The organism is Pseudomonas sp. USHLN015 (genome assembly GCF_037153275.1).
GTDB lineage: Bacteria > Pseudomonadota > Gammaproteobacteria > Pseudomonadales > Pseudomonadaceae > Metapseudomonas > Metapseudomonas tohonis.
Genome location: NZ_JBBCKP010000004.1, coordinates 1 through 21,219, shown reverse-complemented (window position 1 = coordinate 21,219; position 21,219 = coordinate 1). Strand labels below are relative to the sequence as shown.

At 66.2% G+C, this 21,219-nt stretch carries 17 protein-coding genes and 1 pseudogene; 9 read left to right on the top strand and 9 right to left on the bottom strand.

From position 1 onward, the window contains the following. Positions 1–4: 4 nt before the first annotated feature. The 5 genes from WFQ67_RS09020 (at position 5) to WFQ67_RS09000 (ending at position 4,581) form a co-directional block, all read left to right on the top strand. The gene (locus tag WFQ67_RS09020) at positions 5–385 is read left to right on the top strand and encodes a phage holin family protein (RefSeq protein WP_244863002.1); all 381 of its coding nucleotides are present in this window, start codon (positions 5–7) and stop codon (positions 383–385) included. Beyond that, on the top strand, positions 382–726 hold the full coding sequence (locus WFQ67_RS09015; protein WP_173173693.1) for a hypothetical protein: 345 nt from the start codon (positions 382–384) through the stop codon (positions 724–726). Before WFQ67_RS09020 ends, WFQ67_RS09015 begins: the two co-directional genes overlap by 4 nt. Before the next feature lie 112 nt (positions 727–838). Next, positions 839–2,002 (top strand): EAL domain-containing protein, encoded by a 1,164-nt coding sequence (locus tag WFQ67_RS09010; protein ID WP_337056633.1) that lies wholly within the window; start codon positions 839–841, stop codon positions 2,000–2,002. Positions 2,003–2,110: 108 nt separating this feature from the next. Next, the gene (locus WFQ67_RS09005) at positions 2,111–3,442 is read left to right on the top strand and encodes a deoxyguanosinetriphosphate triphosphohydrolase (protein ID WP_173173689.1); all 1,332 of its coding nucleotides are present in this window, start codon (positions 2,111–2,113) and stop codon (positions 3,440–3,442) included. Between the two features lie 50 nt (positions 3,443–3,492). Next, complete coding sequence (locus WFQ67_RS09000) at positions 3,493–4,581, top strand: FUSC family protein (RefSeq protein ID WP_213628889.1); 1,089 nt, start codon at positions 3,493–3,495, stop codon at positions 4,579–4,581. Between the two features lie 81 nt (positions 4,582–4,662). Here WFQ67_RS09000 and WFQ67_RS08995 read toward each other — a convergent pair whose 3' ends face one another. Next, positions 4,663–5,310, bottom strand: coding sequence for a response regulator (locus WFQ67_RS08995; protein ID WP_432767324.1), 648 nt, complete (start codon positions 5,308–5,310; stop codon positions 4,663–4,665). Positions 5,311–5,730: 420 nt separating this feature from the next. Between WFQ67_RS08995 and WFQ67_RS08990 the strand changes: the two genes are divergently transcribed. Beyond that, positions 5,731–8,688, top strand: a complete 2,958-nt coding sequence (locus tag WFQ67_RS08990; protein WP_337056632.1) for an HD domain-containing phosphohydrolase — start codon at positions 5,731–5,733, stop codon at positions 8,686–8,688. A gap of 136 nt (positions 8,689–8,824) precedes the next feature. Here WFQ67_RS08990 and WFQ67_RS08985 read toward each other — a convergent pair whose 3' ends face one another. Beyond that, a complete protein-coding gene (locus tag WFQ67_RS08985; RefSeq protein WP_111263992.1) occupies positions 8,825–9,163 on the bottom strand; it encodes a YggL family protein in 339 nt (112 codons plus the stop codon). 233 nt (positions 9,164–9,396) lie between these two features. On the opposite strand from WFQ67_RS08985, the gene dacB reads away from it, so the two are divergent. Beyond that, entirely contained in the window at positions 9,397–10,839 is a 1,443-nt protein-coding gene (gene dacB, locus WFQ67_RS08980; RefSeq protein WP_337056631.1) for a D-alanyl-D-alanine carboxypeptidase/D-alanyl-D-alanine endopeptidase, read from the top strand. Positions 10,840–10,883: 44 nt separating this feature from the next. Here the strand turns inward: dacB and WFQ67_RS08975 are convergent, their stop codons facing one another. Next, complete coding sequence (locus tag WFQ67_RS08975) at positions 10,884–13,670, bottom strand: sensor domain-containing diguanylate cyclase (protein ID WP_337056630.1); 2,787 nt, start codon at positions 13,668–13,670, stop codon at positions 10,884–10,886. A 143-nt stretch (positions 13,671–13,813) separates the two neighbouring features. Further along, complete coding sequence (gene rlmKL / locus WFQ67_RS08970; protein ID WP_337056629.1) at positions 13,814–16,000, bottom strand: bifunctional 23S rRNA (guanine(2069)-N(7))-methyltransferase RlmK/23S rRNA (guanine(2445)-N(2))-methyltransferase RlmL; 2,187 nt, start codon at positions 15,998–16,000, stop codon at positions 13,814–13,816. 429 nt (positions 16,001–16,429) lie between these two features. Here rlmKL and rmf point away from each other — a divergent pair, with 429 nt between their 5' ends. Then, a complete protein-coding gene (gene rmf, locus WFQ67_RS08965) occupies positions 16,430–16,645 on the top strand; it encodes a ribosome modulation factor (RefSeq protein WP_111263996.1) in 216 nt (71 codons plus the stop codon). A 97-nt stretch (positions 16,646–16,742) separates the two neighbouring features. On the opposite strand, the gene WFQ67_RS08960 is transcribed toward rmf, so the two are convergent. Further along, positions 16,743–17,768 (bottom strand): quinone-dependent dihydroorotate dehydrogenase, encoded by a 1,026-nt coding sequence (locus WFQ67_RS08960; RefSeq protein ID WP_111263997.1) that lies wholly within the window; start codon positions 17,766–17,768, stop codon positions 16,743–16,745. A gap of 53 nt (positions 17,769–17,821) precedes the next feature. Further along, on the bottom strand, positions 17,822–18,043 hold the full coding sequence (locus WFQ67_RS08955; protein ID WP_111263998.1) for a DUF2835 domain-containing protein: 222 nt from the start codon (positions 18,041–18,043) through the stop codon (positions 17,822–17,824). Positions 18,044–18,191: 148 nt separating this feature from the next. Between WFQ67_RS08955 and WFQ67_RS08950 the strand changes: the two genes are divergently transcribed. After that, positions 18,192–19,064, top strand: a complete 873-nt coding sequence (locus WFQ67_RS08950; RefSeq protein WP_213628884.1) for a DUF6685 family protein — start codon at positions 18,192–18,194, stop codon at positions 19,062–19,064. Between the two features lie 191 nt (positions 19,065–19,255). Here the strand turns inward: WFQ67_RS08950 and WFQ67_RS08945 are convergent, their stop codons facing one another. From WFQ67_RS08945 to WFQ67_RS08935, 3 genes and pseudogenes are all read right to left on the bottom strand, one after another. Next, a complete protein-coding gene (locus WFQ67_RS08945) occupies positions 19,256–19,429 on the bottom strand; it encodes a PAAR domain-containing protein (protein WP_337056628.1) in 174 nt (57 codons plus the stop codon). A gap of 257 nt (positions 19,430–19,686) precedes the next feature. Continuing rightward, positions 19,687–20,967: an SEL1-like repeat protein gene (locus WFQ67_RS08940; RefSeq protein ID WP_337056627.1), complete on the bottom strand. Its 1,281-nt coding sequence runs from the start codon at positions 20,965–20,967 to the stop codon at positions 19,687–19,689. Then, a pseudogene (locus tag WFQ67_RS08935) lies at positions 20,967–21,219 on the bottom strand (phospholipase); the annotation flags it as partial. The gene WFQ67_RS08940 and the pseudogene WFQ67_RS08935, both read right to left, overlap by 1 nt.

Here is a 21,219-nt window from a genome sequence, read left to right as displayed (position 1 = left end):
GGGAATGGAATCCGGCCCGCAGAACGCGGGCCAAGGCCCCTCCCCGCGGCGCCTCGGCGCCGCCTTCCTCGGCCTGCTGCACAGTCACGTCGAACTGTTCGGCATCGAGTTGCAGGAACAGAAGGCCAACACGTTGCGCCTGCTGCTGTTCGCCGGCCTGTCGCTGATCTTCGCCCTGCTCCTGCTGGTGGCGCTCTCTGCGCTGCTGCTGGTGCTGTTCTGGGATACCGCGCGGATCGAGACAATGAGCGGCCTGTGCCTCGTCTATTTCCTGCTCACCCTCTACTGCGCCTGGCGCCTGAAACAGGCCGTGGACGATGAGTCCTCACCCTTCTCCGCCACGCTCGAAGAGCTGGCCCAGGACCGCGAGCGCCTGCTGCCATGAGCCTGCCCGAAACGCACCGAACCACCTCCCGCCGCGAACTGCGCAAGGCGCTGGTGCGCCTGCGCCTGGAGATGCATCGCCAGGAGATCCGCCACGAAACCCTGGTCCTCACCCAGCCGCTGCGCCGTGCCAAGGGCATCGCCAGCGGCTGGCAGCAGCAACTGGGCACCCTGCCCCATGCACCCCTTTGGGGCATCGCCGGCGTCGCCGCGCTGGGCTTCTTCGCCGCCCGTAGTGGCAATCTGACTCGATTGCTGCGCCTGGGTACCACGCTGCTGCCCTTGCTGGGCGGAGCCTGGCGCCGTTCTGACGTCAAACCGCCGTCTACCACCAAGGTCTGATCGTAGGACAAGCTGGCCACATTCTTGCTTTGGGAGGGAGCCGGTAGAAGCCGGTTCCCTCCGCGTCGTTTCGGCGAGCGCGTGCATTTCGGGCCAGCCCTAAGGAGTCACCGTGATAGACGGGCAACCACTTGCCTGCTTCCAGCCGTTCATCGACACCGCGACAGGACGCATCGCCGGGGTCGAAGCCCTGGGACGCCTGCGCCAGGATGACGGCCGGCTCCTGTCGGTCGGCCCGCTGTTCGCCGACTCCAAGGTGCCGCCTGCGGCCCTGCGCCGCCTCGATCGGGAGATCCGCGAGGACGCTCTCAGGCGCCTGCACCAGGCCCCTGCGGACTGGTTCCTCAGCATCAATATCTCGCCGCGCTGGATCAGCCGCCTGCACCCCGGCCAGGCGCTGCCCAGCCTCAAGCAACTGGAACGCAACGGCGTGGCCCCCGAGCGCATCGTCTTCGAGATCACCGAACTGGGTGGCGCCAGCCAGCGCCTGCCGGACGTGGTCGCACGCTACCGCCAGGCCGGCGCGCGCATCGCCATCGACGACTTCGGCGCCGGCTACTCCCAGCTCGACCGCGTGCTCGCCCTGCAGCCGGACATCCTCAAGCTCGACATGCAGCTGTTCCAGGCCCCCGCGCGTGGCGGCCCCAGCGGCGAGGTGGTCAAGGCCCTGGCGCAGATGGCCGAGAAGACCGGTTGCTGGATCATCGCCGAGGGCGTGGAGACCGAGGCCGAGCTGGACTTCGCCCTTGAATGCGGTGCCCGCTACGTGCAGGGCTACCTGTTCGCCAAGCCGGAGCTGGAGTTCTTCGCCGCCGACGCCTTCGTCGACCGCTTCGCCCAGCTGCGCGACCAGTACGTACAGCGCAAGCTGGCCGAGCGCGCCCGGCTGATGACCATGCGCCAGCAGCTCACGCTGCTGATGAATCAGCTGCGCAACTGGGCCGAGGGCAACGCGCCGCTCTCCTCCCTGCCCTCGCCCGAGCACTACCCCTGGCTGCTGCGCATCTACCAGTGCGACCGCAACGGCACGCAGCTCACCCCGAACCTGGAATGGAATGGCCAGGCCTGGCACGAAGATGCCCGCTACCAGGGCCACAACTGGTCCTGGCGGCCGTACTTCTATCACCTGCTCGCCGAGGGCTGGGAAGAGCGCCGGCTGACCCTCTCCAGCACCTACCGCGACGCCACCACCAACCAGTACTGCCTGACCGCCGGCCAGTTCATCGACAACGGCGGCCGCCTGCTGCTGGTGGACATCGACGCCGCCGGCCTGTGACCCCCCGGCGCCTGCGGGAACTCCGACACGCGCCCCGGGTCCCCTTGCGGCGCTGCGCGTTAACCGGGAAGCTAGCCCCCTTCAGCCACTGAACGGCGAGGACTGGCGTTGGACTGGCAGACACTGCTCACCCGTGAACGGCTCGGCAAACCGGTGCACAGCACCGAGGAACTGGGCCGCAGTTCGTTCCACAAGGACCATGACCGCATCATCTTTTCCGGGGCGTTCCGGCGCCTGGGGCGCAAGACCCAGGTCCACCCCGTCTCCAGCAACGACCATATCCACACGCGCCTGACCCACTCCCTGGAGGTCGGTTGCGTGGGCCGTTCGCTGGGCATGCGCGTGGGCGAAGTGCTGCGCGATGCAATGCCGGACTGGTGCGACCCGGCCGACCTCGGGGTGATCGTGCAGTCCGCCTGCCTGGCCCACGACATCGGCAACCCACCCTTCGGCCACTCCGGCGAAGACGCCATCCGCCACTGGTTCCAGCAGGCGTCCGCGCGCGGCTGGCTGGACGCCATGAGCGACACCGAGCGTGCCGACTTCCTCAGCTTCGAAGGCAACGCGCAGGGCTTTCGCGTCCTCACCCAGCTGGAATACCACCAGTTCGACGGCGGGACGCGACTGACCTACGCCACCCTCGGCACCTACCTCAAGTACCCCTGGACGGCCCGCCATGCCGAGGCCCTGGGCTACAAGAAACACAAGTTCGGCTGCTACCAGAGCGAACTGCCGCTGCTGGAGCAGATCGCCCAGAAGCTGGGCCTGCCGCAGCTGGAGGAACAGCGCTGGGCGCGCCATCCGCTGGTCTACCTGATGGAGGCGGCGGACGACATCTGCTACGCACTGATCGACCTCGAGGACGGCCTCGAAATGGAGTTGCTCGACTACGAGGAGGTCGAGGCGGTGCTGCTCGGCCTGGTGGGCGACGACCTGCCGGAAACCTACCGGCAACTGGGCCCGCGCGACTCGCGACGGCGCAAGCTGGCGATCCTCCGCGGCAAGGCCATCGAGCACCTGACCAATGCCGCGGCACATGCCTTCGTCGACCAGCAGGACGCGCTGCTCGCCGGCACCCTGCAGGGCGACCTGGTGGAGCACATGCACGGCCCGGCCAAGCACTGCGTGCTGCGCGCCAAGGCCATCGCGCGGGAACGCATCTTCCAGGACAAGCGCAAGACGCTCCACGAGATCGGTGCCTACACCACGTTGGAGATCCTCCTCAACGCTTTCTGCGGCGCGGCGCTGGAGCAGCACGGCGGGCGCACCCCCTCGTTCAAGAACCGGCGCATCCTCGACCTGCTCGGCAACAACGCCCCCGACCCGGCGTGGCCGCTGTACCGCTCGTTCCTGCGGGTCATCGACTTCATCGCCGGGATGACCGACAGCTACGCCACGGAAATGGCCCGCGAGATGACCGGGCGTTCCAGCCCGGTCTAGGGTTACCAGGCCGCCCGAAGCCGGGCGGCCGTTGCAAGGAGTCACGACAGATGCGCAAGGCGCTCAGACAAAGCATGCACTGGCATGCCGGCCCGGCAGCCTGGGGGCCGGCCGCCATCGCCGGCCTGGGCTGCGGCCTGCCGCTGATGCTGGGTCTGTTCACCGCCCATACCGGCTTCCTCTGGGCCGCCACCGGCGCCTTCCAGGCCGCCCTGGCCAACCCCATGCACCGCTTCGGCATGTTGCGCATGCTGCTGCTCACCCTGCTCGGCGCCCTCAGCGCGGGGGTCGGCTTCTGGGCCGCCAGCCATCCCCTGCTGAGCCTCGCCAGCTTCGCCCTGTGGGGCTTCTTCCTGGCCCTGCTGCAGCGCTACGGCACCGAACTGGGCAAGCTCGGCGTCGGCCTGGCGGTATGCCTCTGCCTCGGCCAGGGTCAGGCCGGCAGCGGCAGCCTCAACAATGGCCTGGCGGTGGGGGCGCTGTTCGCCATCGGCGGGCTCTGGGTGATGCTGCTGGCGTTCTTCCTGCGTGGCATGCACGGGCTGCGCCTGTGGCCCCTGCTCCCACGCCTGCTCGGCTTCAGCCGTGTACTGCGCCGCCACGCCGCGCGGCTGCCCCGACGGCTGTGGTGGATTCACGCGCTGGCCTGCACGCTGGCCATCGCCCTGGCCGGCCTGGCCGCCAACCTCACCGGCATGCCGCGCGGCTACTGGCTGACGCTGACGGTGGTGACCACCCTGCAGATGGAACTCGACAGCAGCCTGGTGCGCGGCATCCAGCGCGGACTCGGCACCTTGATCGGCGCCCTGCTGCTGATCCTCTTCGGCCACTGGCTGCAGAGCCCGGCGCTGCTGGTGGCCTGCATGCTGCCGCTGATCGTGCTCAGCCGCGCCTTCATCGCCCAGCACTACGGCCTGTTCGTGGTACAGACCACCGTCTGCTTCGTGCTGCTATCCGAAAGCCTCGCCCGCGACTGGCACCTGCCCGAGGTACGCCTCTACAACAGCCTGCTGGGCTGCGCCCTGGCACTGCTGATGGCCTACGCCGCGCACCGCGCGCGCCTGCGCTGGGGCGAGCGCAAGGTCGAAGCCCCGATCTCGCCCGCCACCAGAGGGGTGCCACGACCCGCCCAGGAATAGGCCAGCCGCCGGGCGCGAGAAAAGGGATTGTGGGGAGATCGATGGCGACGCACCGCCTGGGGTGCGCAGCCATCCTGCGCTTCACACCAGTTCGTTGCGATTGGCAAATTCGACCAGCTCGATCAGCGAGCGCGAGTTGAGCTTGAGCAGCAGGCGCGACTTGTAGGTGCTTACCGTCTTGTTGCTGATGAACATCTCGCTGGCGATCTGCTTGTTGGTGTAGCCGTTGGCCAGGTACTTGAGCACCACCAGTTCGCGGTCCGAGAGGCGATCGATCATCTCGCTGTCGTCGGGCATGCCCCCCTGGCGCTTGCCGGTACGGATGACCTCGCTGGGAAAATAGCTGTAGCCGGACAGCACGGCGCGCACCGAGGCGGTCAGTTCGCCCAGGTCGCCTTCCTTGCAGACGAATCCCGCGGCGCCGGCCTGCATGCAGCGGGCGGCGTAGTGGCTGGGGTTCTGCCCGGTCAGTACCAACACCCGCAAGGGCAGGTCCAGCGAGCTGATGCGGGCGATCACGTCGAGGCCACCGAGCTTGGGAATGCCGATGTCGAGGATCACCAGGTCGGGCAGGTGATCGCGAGCCAACGCGATGGCATCGACGCCATTGTCCGTCTCGGCGACCACTTCATACCCTTCCCGCGTCAACACCAGGCGGACAGCCAGCCGGATGACGGGGTGGTCGTCGACGATCAGAACCTTGCGCGGCGACTCACCGCCTGCGCGAATGAATGCATCCAGGTCTACGAGTTTGCTCACCTTGCGTCTCCATCTACGGTGATTCGGAGCTGCCAAGATAGAGGGGCATCCGAGCCTGTCGAGCACGCCGGAGGCGCTGGAGGGACTTCCAGACCTGCCGCTCAGAAACTTGGGACAACTCCTACGAAGCCCTTGAGAAAACAACGGCAAACCGCGTCCAAATGGCCGTGCAGGACGTTGTTCGGACGCATTGCCGTCGCCCCTTCCGGAAGACTTCGCACAGCGTCCGACGCCACACCGTGCGGCACTGTCGCCAGGACGCAAAACGCCAGCCACGCGCGAGGCACCGACCGGGGTATTTTTATTTCTCCGCGCTGGCACAGCCGTCCAAACGCTCATCTATTCTCCATGCGGGTCTTTTCCTAGACAGGGATTGAGGAGCTTCGGGCAATGCCGTACAAGCCGGTCGAACGCCGTTTTCCGTTGCATGTCCATATCAGCCTGCTGTTCACCCTCCTGTTGCTGACGACCGGCATCGTGCTGGGAATCTTCAACTACAGGCAGACCAGCCAGATCATCCTCTCCAGCAGCGACACGCTCTTCGAGCGCATCAGCCAGGACGTCGAGACCGACCTGGAAAACACCTACCGCCCCATCCACCACCTGCTCAACCTGCTGGCCCTCAACCCCGGCACCCAGCGGTACGCCGGCTACCAGCGCCAGGAGTTGCTGTTGCGCGGCTTCGCCCAGGCGCTGCGCGACAACCCCAAGCTGGCGTCGCTCTATGTCGGCTACGACGACGGCGACTTCTTCATGGTGCGCCCGCTGCGCACCGCCGAACTCAAGCAGCGCTTCGACGCCCCCGAAGGTGCCGCCTACCAGCTGTGGAGCATCGAGCGCGACAACCTCAACCGGGCCCGCTCCGAGTCGCTCTACTTCGATGCGGACCTGGAGCTCATCAGCCGTCGCCAGGAGCTCAACGAGCGCTACGACCCGCGCAACCGCCCCTGGTACTCGCGCGCCCTGGAGCAGGGCAGCCTGATCACCACCCGGCCCTATGTGTTCTTCTCCACCGGCGCGGTCGGCACCACCCTCGCCCAGCCCGCCGGCGACGATGCGGTGATCGCCGCCGACCTGACCCTGAACGACCTGTCCGCCACCCTGGCGCAGCACCGGGTCACGCCCTCCACCCAGGTGCTGCTGTTCTCGCCCGACGGCCACGCGGTGGCCTACCCGGACATCTCCCGGCTGATCGTGCGCATCGATGAAAAGCCGCAACTGGCCATGGCGCGCGACCTCGACCCGGCCGTCGCCGCACTGATCGACATGGGCCTGACCCAGGACCAGCGCACCACCCTGGAACTGACCAAGCGCCGCTGGGTGGTGTCACAGAACCGCCTGCTGGCTGGCGGCCCCGACGGCCTCTACCTGGCGTTGCTGGCACCGGAGGACGAACTGCTGGCGGACGCCTATCGCATCCGCTGGCAGGGGGCGGTGCTGACCCTCGGCATTCTCTTTTTGTGCATTCCCATCGGCTGGCTGCTGTCGCGGGTGCTGGTCAAGCCGCTGAAGGCCCTCGTGGCCGAAGCGGAGGCCATCCGCAGCTTCAACTTCGAGATCCCTACCATGGGCCGCTCGCCGGTGCTCGAGGTGGACCAGCTCGCCGTGGCGATGGCGAAGATGAAGGACACCCTGGCCAGCTTCCTGGAAATAACCGCGAGCCTCTCCGCCGAGAACCGCTTCGACGCGCTCTTGCGCCGCGTGCTGGAGGAAACGGTAGCCATAAGCGAAGCCTCCGGCGGCTTCATCTACCTGCTGGACGGAACCAGCGGTCGCCTGGAGCCCAGCGGTCTGTTCCTTGGCGGTAGCGAACACGACCTCGAGAACCACGGCCTGCGCAGCCATGCCCTCGACGAAGCGGGATTGCCCGACTGGCTGCGCCTGCCAGCGAGCGGGGGAGTCAGTCAGGTGCGCTCGTTCGGCTTCGACCAGGCCGACGATTTGCGTGAAGTGCTACGGACCCTGGAAAGTCCCCGGATGCACATGGTCAGCACCGGCCTGCACAATCGCCAGGGCGAAACCGTCGGCGTGCTGGCGCTGCTGCACAGCGACACGGGCGACAGCGGAGAACCGGCCATGCTCAGGCCCGAACGCATCGCCTTCGTCGAAGCCATCTCCGGGGTCGCCGCGCTGTGCATCGAAAGCCAGCGCCTGCTGGAGAAACAGAAACAGCTGCTCGACGCCTTCATCCAGCTCATCGCCGGCGCCATCGACGCCAAGAGTCCCTATACCGGTGGCCATTGCCAGCGCGTGCCGGAGATCACCCTGGCGCTGGCCCGCGCCGCAGCGGCCAGCGACGAGCCGCCCTTCCGCGACTACACCCCCAGCGACGAAGACTGGGAGGCCCTGCACATTGCCGCCTGGCTGCACGACTGCGGCAAGGTCACCACCCCCGAGTACGTGGTGGACAAGGCGACCAAGCTGGAAACCCTCTACGACCGCATCCATGAGGTGCGCATGCGCTTCGAGGTGCTCAAGCGCGATGCCTGGATCACCTACTGGAAGGCCGTGGCCGAAGGCGCCGACGCCTCCACCCAGGCCGGCCTGCGCGACGCGTTGCTGGCAACCCTGGACGAGGAGTTCGCCTTCATCGCCCGCAGCAACCTGGGCGGTGAGTTCATGGCCGAGGAAGACCAGCAGCGCCTGAGGACCATCGCCACGCGCACCTGGAGCCGGACCCTGGACGACCGCCTCGGCGTGTCCTGGGAGGAAGGCCAGCGCATGGCCCGCACCCCGCCGCGCCCGCTACCGGTGGACGAGCCGCTGCTGGCCGACCGCCCCGAACACCTCCTGGAGCGGCCGGAAAGCGAGCGCATGGCGCCCGACAACCCCTGGGGATTCAAGCTCGACGTGCCCACGCACAAGTTCAACCGCGGCGAACTGCACAATCTCTCCATCGCTCGGGGCACGCTGACGGCGGAGGAGCGCTACATCATCAACCACCACATCGTGCAGACCATCCTCATGCTCGACCGACTGCCCTTCCCGCCGCACCTCAAGGGCGTGGCCGAAATCGCCGGCGGCCACCACGAGAAGATGGACGGCAGCGGCTACCCGAAACGCCTGAGTCGCGAGCAGATGAGCCTGCCGGCACGGATGATGGCCATCGCCGATATCTTCGAGGCGCTGACGGCTGTGGACCGCCCCTACAAGAAGGGCAAGACGCTGTCCGAGGCGCTGGGGATCATGGTCGGCATGTGCAAGGGCGCGCACATCGATCCGGAACTGTTCGGCCTGTTCATCCGCTCCGGCGTGTACCGCGACTACGCGGAGCGCTTCCTGCGGCCCGAGCAGATCGACGCGGTGGACGAGGGCGCGATCCTGGAGCGCGCCGGGCTTGGTGGCTAATCCATACGTTGCCTGGGGCTGCCACCGGCGCCACGGTGGCGGATTCCGGCAGACCTGCCAGGTCGCGCCACACCGGCGGTAAATCGCAGGCATGAAAAAGGGGCGCATCGAGCGCCCCTCTTCAATACCGCCGGGATCACTGGTTGATCGGATTTTCCGGGTACCAGACATCCACCAGCGGGCTCAGGGTGAAGCTGGCCAGCTCGCTGCGGCCCTTGAGCCAGGCTTCCAGCTTGCCGCGCTGCTCCTCGCTGACCGATCCACGCTTGGACAGGCAGACGAAACCGTAGTCGTCGCCGCCGACATAGCCCAGGCCGTTGCCCTGGATCGCGTCGTCGATGAACTGATCGAGGAAGCTTTCCAGCTCCGCTTCGGCCAGCCCGTCCTTGTAGGTCAGGCTCAGCTCGCAACCCAGCTCCTGGAATTCATCGACGCAGAGCTTCTTTCGCAGGCGACGGGAACGATTTGTGGCCATCAGGCAATCCTCTTCATGTGTTCAAGCGCGGCACTCTAGCAGTTTCATCGCCACCTTGCCCGCCCGCATGACGGAACGGCGCAACGGTGCGCCACAGCGGCCAGGCGCGAGCAGTCAGCGGCACGAGCGCCCAGGGAATGCTTACGGCATAATGCGCGCAATTTCCCGAACACGTTGTGGGAACCTGCCATGCAAAACCGCGTTACTCGCCCTCGTGCGGAGGGCCTTCGTTGATGTTCAAGTCCATTCGTATCCTCGCCCTCACCGGTCTCCTTCTTCCTTTCGCCCAGCCGGTCCTCGCCATCCAGGTCAACTCCACCCTGCCGGCCAAGGTCCAGCAGGCCCTGAAGAAGAACAAGATCCCGCAGAACTCCCTGTCCCTGGTCACCCTGCCCCTGACCGGTCCGGGCGCGCAGACCATCTTCAACGCCGATGTCTCGGTGAACCCGGCTTCCACCATGAAGCTGATCACGACCTATGCCGCCCTGGAGCTGCTCGGCCCCACCTACCAGTGGAAGACCGAGTTCTACACCGACGGCACCCTCAAGGACGGCGTGCTCAACGGCAACCTCTACCTCAAGGGTGGTGGCGACCCGAAGCTGAACATGGAGAAGCTCTGGCTGCTGATGCGTGACCTGCGCGCCAACGGCGTGCTGAAGATCACCGGCGACCTGGTGCTCGACCGCAGCCGCTTCGTGCACCCGCAGCTGCCGGCCTTCAACGATGACGGCGGCGACGAGAACAAGCCCTTTCTGGTCGGCCCGGACTCGCTGCTGGTCAACCTCAAGGCGCTGCGCTTCATCGCCCGCGCCGACGGTGGCCGCGCCAGCATCGCCGCCGAACCGCCCATCGAGAGCATCCGCATCGACAACCAAGTCAAGGTGACCAAGGCGGCGCCCTGCCCCGCCTGGCCGGACGTGCGCTACAACCCGGTGACCCAGTTCGATGGCACCACGGTGATCGCCAGCGGCAGCCTGCCCGACGGCTGCAGCGCGCAGACCTACCTGTCGCTGCTCGACCATCCCGCCTACGCCGCCGGCGCGGTGCGGGCGATCTGGAAGGAACTGGGCGGCAGCATCCTCGGCAAGGACCGCCTGGCCGGCGTGCCCAAGGACGCCAAGCTGCTGGCACGCGCCTTCTCCCCGGACCTGGTGGAGATCATTCGCGACATCAACAAGTACAGCAACAACACCATGGCGCAGCAGCTGTTCCTCAGCATCGGCGCGCAGTTCCGCAACGACGCGGACGGTGACGACGCCAAGGCCGCGCAACGGGTGATCCGTGCCTGGCTGGCGAAGAAGGGCATCACAGCGCCGCACCTGGTGATGGAGAACGGCTCCGGCCTGTCGCGCCAGGAGCGGGTCAGTGCGCGGGAAATGGCGACCATCCTCCACGCTGCCTGGCAGAGCCCCTATGCCGCCGAGTACATCGCATCGCTGCCGCTGGTGGCGATGGACGGGACCATGCGCAAGCGCCTGCGGCGCACACCCATGGCCGGAGAGGCGCACATCAAGACCGGCACCCTGAACACGGTGCGCGCCATCGCCGGCTTCAGCCGCGACAACAGCGGCAACACCTGGGCGGTGGTGGCCATCCTCAATGACCAGCGCCCCTGGGGAGCCTCCTCGATCCTCGACCAGGTGTTGCTCGATCTCTACAGCCAGTCCAGGCGCTGAGTAGCACCCCACCCTTTCCGGGTCCCCCCGGAAAGGGCAGCGGGTCACTCCGCATCCCGCACCTGGTTTCGCCCACCCTGCTTGGCGGCATAGACCGCCGAATCCACACGCCGCAGCAGGGCATCGGCCGTCTCACCCTCGCGCCAGCTGGCGCATCCGAAGCTGGCGGTGACCACGCCGACGCCGGGCATTTCCTCGCGCAGCAGGGACTGCCACAACGCCTCGGCCAGCGTGTGCGCCTGTTCCAGGTTGGTGTCCGGGCAGAGCACGATGAACTCCTCCCCACCCAACCGGCACAGCACATCGATGCGTCGCAGACGCCCACCCAGACGCTGGCACAGCTGTCGCAACACACGGTCGCCCATCTCGTGGCCATGCTCATCGTTGATCTGCTTGAAGTGGTCGACATCCAGCATCACCACCGCCAGCGGTCCCTCGCGGCGTTGGGCCCGGGCGATCTCGTTCTCCAGTCGCTCCTGGAAATGCCGACGGTTGTAGACGCCGGTCAGGGCATCGGTGATCGACAGTGCGCGCAGCTCCTGTTCCACCAGCTTGTGCCCGGTGACGTCGGTGATGTAGCCATGCCAGAGCACGCTGCCATCCGCCATGCGCTCAGGCTCGGACTCGCCACGCAACCAGCGCAGGCCCTGGCGCGGCAGCAACACGCGGAAGTCCTCGCGCCAGGTCTGCATGGCCTTGGCCGAATGCAGGATGCTGGCGTAGATCCGCTCCAGGTCCTCGGGGTGCAGGCGGGTGAAGGCCAGCGAGGCATCGGTGTTCACCTGCTCGGGCTCCACTTCGAGGATGTCGCGCACGCCGGCACTGACATAGGGGAAGAGGTGCCGGCCGTCGGGGTACAGCTGGTACTGGTAGATGGCACCAGGCACCTGCGCACTGAGCTTGTCCAGCAGGCGATCACGGTCTTCAAGCGCCTCCTGCACGCGCTTGCGATCGGTGACGTCGACGGCGACGCCCAGGTAGCCGATGAGCGCATCGTTCTGGTCGCGCACCTCGGTGAGGATCAGGTTGCCGGTGAGATGGCTGCCGTCCTTGCGCACGTAGGTCCACTCGTGTTCGTCGTAGCAGTCGCCGGCGGTCACCTCGACCACGTAATGGTGGAAATCCCGGATAGGCCGTGACAGCCGCTTCGACAGCGCTTCGCAGCGCGCCTGGATCTCCGACTCCAGATGCAGCATGCGAGGCCGCTTGCCAAGCATTTCGGCGGCGCTGTAGCCGAGCATGCGCTCGGCACCGACGTTGAACTGGAGGACGAAGCCATCGACATCGGTGGCGATGATCGACACCTGGGTGGCCGCATCAAGAACCCCGCGCAACTGAGCGTGGGCAAGCGCCAGCTCCAGCTCGGCCGCCTTGCTGGCGCTGATGTCGGTCTGGGTGCCGATCATGCGCCGGGGCGAGCCATCGTGACTCCACTCCACCACCTTGCCGCGGTCGAGTATCCACAGCCAGGAGCCGTCCTTGCGCCGCATACGGTGCTCGCTCTGGTAGATCGGCGTCTGGCCGCGAAGGTGTCGCTGCAGGGCGGCATCGACGGCCGGGGCATCGTCCGGGTGCTGCAGGCGCAGGAACAGGTCCGGCTCGTCCGCCACCTCGTCCGCGCCATAGCCGAGCATGTGCTTCCAGGCCGGCGAGTAGAACACCGTCCCCGCCTCCAGCTCCCAGTCCCAGACGCCATGGCCCGCACTGTCCAGGGCGAAGCCCCAACGCTCCTCGCTGAGTTTCAGCTCGAGTTCCCGTTCGCGCAGCTCACGGGTGCGTTCGTCCACCAGGCGCAAGGCGCGCTGGCGCTGGTTGATCAGCAGCATCAGGTACGCCGCCAGAAGCAGGGTGATCAGCCCGCCGGTGGCGACCACCAGGTACCAGACGCCGGTCCGGTTGGTGTGGATGAAGTGGTCGCTGGCACTCAGCTCGAGGCGGTAGCTGCGGTCGGCGAAGACGATGTCGCGCGCCAGGGTCAGCTCGCCATCGGCAGCAGCGGCCCGGCTCTGATAGAGCAACTGCGGACGGGTCGCGTCGGTGATGTCGGTCACCACCATGGCCACGTTGTCCAGCACCTCCTCGGGAATACCGGCTTCCAGCTCCTGGTGCAGGTCGATGACGCTGATCACGAAGCCGCGCAACACATCGAGCGGGTCCCCGGCCCTGCCGAACACCGGGGCCACCACGAGGATGCCCTTGCCATCGCCACCGGCCAGGCCGAGCAGTTTCAGTTGCCCTGAAACCACCGTCCGGCGTCCGGTGCGGGCCTTTTCAAGCAACGCCAGGCGCGTCGGCAGGGAGGCGAGGTCGAGCCCCAGGGGAATGCGTCCAGCCTGGTTGGAGACGCTGTAGAACACCGGCAGGTAGTAGTCGCGAGGTGGGCTGGCAATGGTCTCGCCCGCGTCATCCAGTTCGTGGAAACGAAAGTGCTCCAGGCCATCGGCACGAGCCTCGGCCTCATAGGCGCCGCGCTCGCCTCCCGCCACGCGGGGCACCCAGCTGTAGGCCAGGGTATCGCCCAGCAGCGGCTCGACGAAGCCATGGAATTCGCTGCGACTGACGCTGCTGGAGTTGTTGAAGAAGCGCCGCAGGGCGTCCAGTTGCTTGAGCTGGTCGCCCAGGCGCTCCTGCACCCGGCTCAAACGTTCGGTGGCGACCTGGACGAAGCGCTCGCGAAGCTGCACGCGCTCGGAGCTGTACATGGTGGCGGCCAGCAGCAGGGTCGTGGCGAGGCCGCCGACCAGCACCAGGGCGCAGGCCAGCAGGAGCAGGCCACGACCGGAGGGCAGGCGGGAAAACAGGGAGGACGGTCCCTGGACGAGCGACTGCATGCTCACCTCGGAGGTGGTGATGAGGGACGATCCCTGTGATCACAACCTAGCCAAGATGCTGGCACTTTGCCGATGCGGCGCCCTGCAACCCTCTTTCCGCCTGACGGACGGCTTTCGCCGCCCTCCAATGCCGGGTCCGCGCGTCAGCGGGCGGTGAATTTCCAGGCGCGGTGGATCTTCTGGTTACGGGCGAAATCCGGGTCGATGGTCTCGGCACTGATCTCGCTCACCTGGTAACGCTGGGGCAGGCTCTCGTCCAGTTGGAACTTGCGGAAGTTGTTGGAGAAATACAGCACCCCGCCCGGCGCCAGGCGAGCCATGGCCAGGTCCAGCAGTTGCACGTGGTCGCGCTGCACATCGAACACGCCTTCCATGCGCTTGGAGTTGGAGAAGGTCGGCGGGTCGATGAAGATCAGTTCGTACTCGCCGCGGTCCTCCGCCAGCCATGCCATCACGTCGCCCTGCTCCAGCTTCTGCTTGTCGGAGAAGCCGTTGAGGGAAAGGTTGCGGCGCGCCCAGTCCAGGTAGGTCTTCGACAGGTCGACGCTGGTGGTGCTGCGCGCACCACCCTTGGCGGCATGCACGCTGGCGGTGGCGGTGTAGCAGAACAGGTTGAGGAAGCGCTTGCCGGCGGCCTCGCGCTGGATGCGCAGGCGCATGGCACGGTGGTCGAGGAACAGGCCGGTATCCAGGTAGTCGGTGAGATTGACCAGCAGCTTGACGCCCCCCTCGGCCACTTCGAGGAACTGCCCCTGTGCGCCCTGGCGCTCGTACTGGCGGGTGCCGGTCTGGCGCTCGCGGCGCTTGACCACGACGTTGGCCGGATCGACCCCCAGCGCCTGCGGGATGGCCGCCAGGGCGTCCAGCAGGCGGGCCTGGGCCTTCTCCGGGTCGATGGAGCGCGGCGGAGCGTATTCCTGCACGTGCACGCGGTCGCCATAGAGGTCGATGGCCAGCGCGTACTCGGGCATGTCGGCGTCATATAGGCGGTAGCACTGCACGCCCTCGCGCTTGGCCCACTTGCCCAGTTGCTTGAGGTTCTTCTGCAGGCGGTTGGCGAACATCTGCCCGCCCTCGGACAGGCGCGCCTGCTCCGGCGCAGGGGTGGTGCCCACCTGTGGTTCGGCAGCGGCCTCCGGGCGACGCGAGCCGGTGACGAACTGGTCGGGCAGCACCTTGATCAGCAGCAGCTTGCAGGGCAGCGCGCCGTTCCAGAAGGCGTACTGCTTGTGGCTGCGGATGCCCATGCGCTTGCCCAGCTCCGGCGCGCCGGTGAACACCGCCGCCTCCCAGCCCATGCAGGCCTGGCGCAGGCGCTCGCCGAGGTTCTGGTAGAGGTACAGCAGGCTGGCCTCGTCGCCCAGGCGCTCGCCGTAGGGGGGGTTGCTGATGACCAGGCCCTTCTGGTTCTGGTCCGGGCGCGGTTCGAAGGTGGCCAGTTCCCCCTGGTAGATCTTCACCCAGTCGGAGAGGCCCGCACGCTCGATGTTGTTGCGCCCGGGCTGGATCAGGCGCGGGTCGGCCTCGTAGCCACGGATCCACAGGGGCGGCCGGGCGAGGCCCGCATCCGCACGCGCCTGGGCTTCCTCGTGCAGCTTCTTCCACAGGGCCGGCACATGGCCCTGCCAGTTGGAGAACCCCCAGCGCTCACGCTTGAGGTTGGGGGCGATGTCGGCCGCCATCATCGCGGCCTCCACCAGGAAGGTCCCCACGCCGCACATGGGGTCGGCCAGGGCGCCCCCCTCGGCGGCGATGCGTGGCCAGCCGGCTCGCAGCAGGATGGCGGCGGCGAGGTTCTCCTTCAGCGGCGCGGCCCCTTGCTGCAGGCGATAGCCGCGCTGGTGCAGGCTGTGCCCGGCGAGGTCGAGGGAGAGGATCGCCTCGCCCTTCTCCAGGCGCAGGTGGATGCGCAGGTCGGGGCTGACCTTGTCGATCGAGGGGCGCTCGCCATTGGCGGTGCGCAGCTTGTCGACGATGGCGTCCTTGACCTTGAGGGCGCCGAAATGGGTGTTGTCGATACCCGAGCCATGGCCACTGAACTCCACTGCCAGGCTGCCGGTGGGCGACAGGTGGTCGTGCCAGTCCACCTCCAGCACGCCCTGATAGAGGTCCTCGGCGTTCTGCACCGGGAAACGCTTGAGCACCAGCAGCACGCGGTTGGCAAGGCGCGACCAGAGGCACAGGCGGTAGGCGGTTTCCAGGTCACTCCGGCCACGGATGGCGGCCACCTGCTCGCGCGCCTCGGCAAGGCCGAGCCCGGTGGCTTCGTCCAGCAGCAGGCCCTCCAGGCTTTTCGGGCAGGTAAGGAAGAGTTCGAAGACATCCGACATGGTAATTCCAGTGCCTTGCGGCTGATCAGCGGCACGGATGCGTCTCCGTGCGGTCATGAATATGTGACTAAAGGTCGCAGAACGGCCCTTCGTCGGATAAGAAAATTCCCATTCTCATCTGCGCGGCTCCATAGCAACGCGACATCATGGGTTTCCCAAGGCCCCATTCCATCGGGCCTGGGCAGTTCATGCCCGTCCGACGCCCCTACAGCTTATGGTCCGGAAGCCATTCTCGTTACGTCCTTATGACAAAACGATCATTCCAATGCCTCGGGGCAACGGTTAGAACTCAGCTTAATCCGCTGCCGCAACGGTAGCGGATGAAGGGCAGTCACGCCGGCAACTGCTCTTCAGTGGCAGAGCATTTTCTGCCGGGTTCCCGACTTGGGACCGATGGACATAACAGTCAACAAATGAGGGCTACACCCTATGAGAAGACTTAAGCGTGATCCGATGGAACGAGCATTCCTGCGCGGTTATCAGCACGGCATTCATGGCAAATCCCGCGATCTCTGTCCTTTCACCCATCCCACCACCCGCCAAGCCTGGATCAACGGCTGGCGTGAGGGTCGCGGCGACAATTGGGATGGCCTCACCGGCACGGCCGGCATTCATCGACTGAACGAACTCCACGCCGTCGGCTGACACCACGGATCTCACGATTTCACCAAGCACGCCCCATCCGGGCGGCGGGCGCAAGCCCAGGGGCTCCCTAGAGGGAGCCCTTTTTATTTGTCCGCTATCAGCGCTTCGGCAAGGCGGCGATGGCATCCACCGACTCGCGGATCAGCGCCGGGCCCTTGTAGATGAAGCCCGAATAGATCTGCACCAGGCTCGCACCGGCAGCGATCTTCTCAGCCGCGTGGCGGCCTTCGGTGATCCCGCCCACGGCGATGATCGGCAGGCGACCGCCCAGCTCGCCAGCCAGCACCTTGACGGTATGGGTGCTCTTGTCACGTACCGGCGCACCTGACAGGCCACCCGCCTCGTCACCATATTCCAGCCCCTCGACGCCTTCGCGGCCCAGGGTGGTGTTGGTGGCGATCACCGCGTCCATGCCCGACTCCCGCAACGCACCGGCCACCAGGGCGGTTTCCTCGTCGCTCATGTCCGGGGCGATCTTGATCGCCAGCGGCACACGACGGCCATGCTGGACGGCGAGGTCTTCCTGGCGCAGGCGCAGGGCTTCGAGCAACTGCTTGAGCGAGTCGCCGAACTGCAGGCTGCGCAGGCCGGGGGTATTGGGCGAGCTGACGTTGACCGTCACGTAGCTGGCATGGGCGTAGACCTTGTCCAGGCAGATCAGGTAGTCGTCCACCGCGCGCTCGACCGGGGTGTCGAAGTTCTTGCCGATGTTGATGCCCAGCACGCCCTTGAACTTCGCCGCGCGAACCCGGGCCAGCAGATGATCGACGCCATGGTTGTTGAAGCCCATGCGATTGATGATCGCCTCGGCCTCGGGTAGGCGGAAGAGACGCGGCTTGGGGTTGCCCGGCTGCGGGCGCGGCGTCACGGTACCGATCTCGACGAAACCGAAGCCCAACTGGGCGAAGCCGTCGATGGCATCGCCGTTCTTGTCCAGGCCGGCGGCCAGGCCGACGGGATTGGGGAACTCCAGCCCCATGACCTTCACCGGCAGGCTGGCCGGCGCTTTGGTCAGCAAGCCGTTGAGGCCCAGGCGCCCCCCGGCGCCGATCAGGTCGATGGACAGCTCGTGGGAGGTTTCCGGGGACAGTTTGAACAGCAGCTCGCGGGCCAGGGTGTACATGGGCGGGTATCGATCGGCGGGATGGGCCGGCGATTATAGCTGCCAGCCCCGCCTCAGGCGAGGCGACGTAACGCCAGCAGCGAGCCGGAGGGATCGAATTCCAGCTCGAATGAACCATGAATGCCATCATGGGTCAGAAAAGGCCGCAAATGATGTGCAGGCAGGCTAACCTTGCGCCCGTCGCGGCTGCGCAACATCACTCGGTTGGCGTGGCCCTGGTAGACCGCGAGAAAGCGCTCGGCGGTCAGTGAGATATCCAGCACCAGGCTGGGCATGGAGGCATCCTCTTGGTTGAAATGAACAACAGTATCGTTCCGCGCCCCCAGTGGACGCCAGGTACGGACGCATTGGCGGGCAAAGCCGTGCAGCCTCGCCCGACCTCTGCCACACTGCCACTCGTGACCTGGGAGTCCTAGTCTGGCCATGAGTTCGCAGTCGTCCCCATCCTCTCTTTCATCACGCCTGGCCGCCCTCGCGCAACGCCTCGGCCTGGGAGGACGTGCGCCCCGACTGCTGGAAAGCGCGAGCCAGCTGCGCTTGCCGTTCCAGCAGTTGAAGCCCCCGGCCGCCGATATCTGGTGGCAGAACGGCCCGCCCCTGCAGCGCCTGGTCGACCTCCCGCGCAACGCGCTCTCCGGTCCGGTGCAGGAAGACAAGGCCCAGGCCCACGCGGTGCTGATCCGCGTGGTTGAACTGGAGCAACGCGAACTCACCAATTTCGACCTGCGCCTGATCGATGGGTTCTGCGGCACCGAGGGCGCGATGCCCAGCTGCCCCAGCTTCGAGGAATTCGCCACCACGCCGGCCTGCCGTAGCGTGCGCATCATCAGCTACAAGGATTTCGTCAAGGCCATCAGCCTGCCGCTGCCGCGCTTCCTGGCCGGTGAACGGATCAGCCTGTGCCAGTCCAGCTGGCACGGCAAACGCGTGTTCTGGAGCGGCACCCACCACCTGGAAGCCTTTGCCGCCGCCATCGCCTACGCACGCCGCCGCGAGCTGGAAATCAGCCTGCCGGCCGAACTCGCCACCTACCGTCTCAACCCCGCGGGCCTCGCCGAGCTGGACGCCCACTACCACGTACTGGCCATGCCGGTGCAGGCATGGAGCGACCCGGCCTTCATGGGCCTGCTGCTCGACGGTGGCATCCCCTATGCCCGCCTCGCCTTGCTGAAGAACAGCGGCGCCCCCGAACTCCTGCTGCTGCCCAAGGACCACCCCGAGGCCACCGCCCTTGGCGAAGGCCTGCGCCTGGCCGGCGCCGCCGATGTGGTGCGCTACCTCGCGTCCCTGAGCTGATTCCGCCTCACAAGCAAACGCTCTCGCCGAGGCAGCAAACAGATCAGCCCACAGTTGGCCACGTGCTTTCCTTTGTCGATGAAGTTCTCACTAGCAGACCTATCGCTGACTCGGTAGTCCCCGCAGTCGGCGGAGAGGCGCTGATGGCTTATCCGTGGCAGCAGGCTCCTTGTCCAGTTCGGCCGGCATGCTCAACTCGCAGTCGCCTGGGGCAGCGAGGTCAGAAGCACACAACCGCAGTCACAACGATGGCCATGGAAGGCAACCGGTACGCCGTGGTCGTTGAATACCGGATGCCCCTCGGCGATAACTGTCGGGCCATGTCCAGGAATTGCGCAACTGACGGCATCACCAACACGCGCCACACCTACTCCATGAACTTCATGGCAGCAGAGCCAGAAGTAACTACGCCGCCAGTGGTCTTGTCACCAATTCGGATGACTCCCTTCATTGGACATACCTCGCGAACAAACTCATTGAAATGGGAACTCCGCTACATCAGCCCTAAAAAAAGACTTGCGCGGATCTGGGGAACTGGGTTCACGGCGGCGTCCTTTTCAGTTTGAGTCCATGGCCATTGCAGGCCGCCAGCATCGGACACAGGACAACCAGCCCCCAAGCTCTAGGCTTCACCGAGCATCCTCCACCTGACCCGCTCCGGCCCTGCGGTGACCTTCTCCGGCAGCGGCCATATGCGTGGTGTGCGTTGCTCCAGGGTCAGCGTGGGCAAGATTTCCCCCTCCTTGAAGCGCTGACGGGCTTTGCCTTTCACGGTGATCCAGAAGAAGTCCACATCCATCGCTGCCCAGTAACCCGCACGCGGGCAAGGCTCGCCGCTGACGCAGATGAGCGACGAATCCAGGTAGACGAAGTGAGGCGACTCGGGCGTTGGTCGGCCGGTGGCGGGGTCGAGGTGCTTGTCCCTGGCCAGTTGGCTGATCAGTGCCTCGCTGGGCTTGGGCGGCGGGATATTGGCCTTGCGCTCCTCCAGCCACTGGAGCTTGCCGTCCCAGGGCGGCAGCTTGGCAGGAGGCAGTGGGAGGATGTCGTTGATCTCGGGGACTTTGGGGGAGGCGTAGGAGTATCGGGCGAGAATGCGCCAGATGGTCTGGTAGCGTTCGGCGCGTTCGAGGTCTTTCTCTTGGCCCAGGTAATAGGCGGTATCTGCAGGGGAAGGCCCCCTAAAAGCTTCCCAGAGTCGCCCTGCTGAGCCTTCATCTCCGGCCGCCGCCCCTAACTGAAAGGCTTCGAGTGCCTCTTGAAAGTGCTTGTCATATTTGAGGTCAACCCCCAAGTCCATTGCGGCATCGCCATGCCCTTGCTCCGCTGCGCAGCGACGCATCTGCCGGGCGATATCCGGGGCGATGTCGATAGGGGCCAACTTGTCCGCCACCAGGGCCTGGGCCAGGGCACTGCCTTCGTCGGCGGCCTTGCGGTAATAGCGCAGGGCCAATTCCGGGTCCTCCCTCAGGCCGGCAGAGCCACGCTGCAGGAACAGGCCAACGAAGTAGTAGCCCGTGGCGACACCGGCTTCCGTCATTTCCTGGCTCAACCGCAAACGTTCCGCGCCGCGCACCTTGAAGTGGCCCCGAAAGGCGCCGTTGACCAAGTTGATGCTGGCCTTGTAGTGCTGGTGTTCGGCGGCGATGCGGTAGAGGCGTTCGACTTCGGCGTCCACCGCCGGGTCCTGCTTGAGCTGGTTGTTCTTCTGTAGCCAACGCGCGTACTTGAACAGCAGGTCACTGTCGGCCGAGGCCTCGGGGATGCGTTCGTGACGGCAGGTGAAGGCCAGGTTGGCGCGGATCTGGGGGAGCGGGTCCACGGCGGTGTCCTTTTTCAGTTTGAGTCCATGGCCATTGCAGGCGGCCAGCAGCAGGGTCATCAGCAGGAGTAGGTTGCGCATCAGTCGAGGTTGCTCAGGGTGGTCTTGTCATAGAGGAATTCCACCAGCGGTGTTTCAGGTTCATCACCGTTGGCTTGTCGTTTTTTGTTCTCTCTCATGCGGTCTTCCCAAGCCTTAAAGGCATCTTCTGGATTGTCCTGCGCCCCCTGCCCAGCGGTATGCAGGCTCCAGAGCCGGCGGCGCATGGCCTGGGTTACCTCGTGCCACTCGTGGAGGATGTTGAGCTCGCTGTCCACCTGCATGCTGCGGGTG